This is a genomic window from Oleiphilus sp. HI0067 (assembly GCF_001635735.1).
Genome location: NZ_LWFI01000999.1, coordinates 1 through 2,384 on the forward strand (window position 1 = coordinate 1; position 2,384 = coordinate 2,384).

The window sequence follows — 2,384 nt, forward strand, 5'->3', positions numbered from 1 at the left end:
CTCTTTCAATCCTTCAGGATAACTAACACCTGACAAACTTTTTCTGTGCAACGCAGATCGTAAGGCTCTATACGCATCATCCAAAGCTTGATACGAAAGTTTTTCATCAATGGTTGACGAAAGTGCCTCCAACAAGCGCACATTATCTGACCAAACTGTTAGTGATGGATGCTCATGCGCATTGGCCAATACCAAGAACTGCGTTAAGAACTCAATATCAATCAATCCACCTCGACCTTGCTTGATATTTTTTTCTGCCATGTCGATCGAGCCGAGCTTATCTGCTGCAGCCGTATGCATCTTCTCTCTCATCACTCGGACTTCTTCAAGCAACTTGGCGCGCTCTCTTGGCATACTCAAAATCGCATCGCGTACTGCATCAAATTTAGCCATTACCCGCTCATCACCAGCAACACAGCGAGCACGAACTAAGGCCTGATGCTCCCACGTCCAAGCATCTTCTCTTTGGTATTTTTCAAAGGCTTTAATCGAAGACACCAACATTCCAGAATTACCAGAGGGGCGCAAACGCATGTCCACTTCATAACATATCCCTTGAGAGGTTTGGGCTCCCAAAATATGCACCAAGCGCTGACCTAAACGAGTATAAAAAAGCTGATTATTAATTGGCTTATCGCCATCCGTTGAGCCGAAGTCATTGGCATCGTAAATAAATACCATATCGAGGTCTGAACTATAGCCCAGCTCAATACCACCAAGCTTGCCGTAACCGACCACAGCAAACCCAGAATAGCCACCTTCTAATTCGTCCCCTTCTGGGAAACCATGTTTCTGACTTAAGTTGTGCAAAGCGATCGATAATGCCGAATCGACACAGGCTTCAGCCAACCATGTTAAGTAATCACTTACTTTCATCACAGGCAAGACACCGCTTATCTCAGCGGCTGCGACACGCAACATATGTGACTGTTTGAAATTCCTCAAACAATCCATCTGCGCTTCAAGATCTTCCTCAGGAATACGTAACAAGGACTGACGCAACTCATCACTTAACTCTTCGCGTTTAGGCGGCGTATACAGCAACTCCGGCTTTAGTAAGTCATCGAGTACAACTGGCGTGGCCGAAATATGTTCAGCGAACCATTCACTCTCTGAACACAACTTACAAAGCTGTTGAAGCGCCTGCTCATTTTCAATAAGAAGAACCAAATAGATAGAACGCCCTAAGACGGCTTGAACTACTTTCAAAACGCGCTTTAACGTCAGGCTCGGCGCTTCGCCAACTGCCAGCGTATTAAGCAAGCGAGGCAAAAATTCTTCGAATCGTTTATACGCAGCTGGCGTCATCGAGCGAAAACGCGGTAAGTCTTTGAATTGAACCATCGCCTGAGCGGCTAGAACTGGATCATCATACCCTGCCCGTTCAAATTCCTTGGCCCAAGCCTCTGTGCGACTTCCCTGCTCATCGTCTTCGACCTGCCAGATCTGAAGCCACTCATAAGCACCAGCATCCTCATGCTCTTCGCTTTGTGCATCTTCTTGCAGGAACTCTTCAAAAATAGCCGATACATTTGCCCGCAACTTGGCTTGCCTGGCAACTAACGCGCCCCAACTTTCTTCATTCATAGCCAGCACAACGGCATCTTGTGCAGCTTCTTCATCAGGCAATTGCTGAGTCTGCTGATCTTTATACCCCTGTATTGCGTGCTCTAAATCGCGCAGGTAACAATATGCCTCTAACAAACGATCAACCCACTCACTAGGCAGATAATCTTGTTCAGCAAGTGTTTGATAAGCGCTTTGCAGACCAGTGTCTTGGAGTCTTAAGTCACGACCTCCGTATATGAGCTGCGCGGCTTGCGCAATAAATTCAATCTCACGAATCCCACCGCTACCCAGCTTAATGTTTCTATCGCCACCTTTGCGATGCACCTCAGACATAATAAGTCGCTTCATATCTCGCAAAGCTTGAAAGCTCGAATAGTCGGGATATTTACGATACACAAATGGCTGAATGATACTCTTCAGCAACACTGCTCGGTCATTTTTGGTACCGGTGATTGCACGCGCCTTCAGCATGGCAAAACGCTCCCATTCACGACCTTGTGTTTGGAAGTAATCTTCAAAACCGCGCAGATTCAAAGCCAAGGCACCGCTAGTTCCATAAGGCCGCAGACGCATATCAACGCGAAATACAAAACCCTCTGCCGTTTGAGCATCCAACATATGAATCAGCTTCTGCCCCAACTTTGAGAAAAATTGATGATTATCAATGGGCTTTTTTGGATGGTCTGTCTCGCCCTTTTCAGGAAAGGCAAAAATTAAGTCGATATCAGAAGACACATTGAGCTCGCGCGCACCTAATTTACCCATGCCGAGCACAATCATTCTCTGCTCTTCGCCATCAGCGTTGCGCGGTGTTC

General features: G+C 46.6%; 1 protein-coding gene. It reads right to left on the reverse strand.

Features of this window, described 5'->3' with window-relative positions; genetic code table 11:
- The coding region (gene glnE, locus A3739_RS12990) for a bifunctional [glutamate--ammonia ligase]-adenylyl-L-tyrosine phosphorylase/[glutamate--ammonia-ligase] adenylyltransferase (protein ID WP_068501625.1) at window positions 1–2,384 on the reverse strand (2,384 nt) is incomplete at both ends.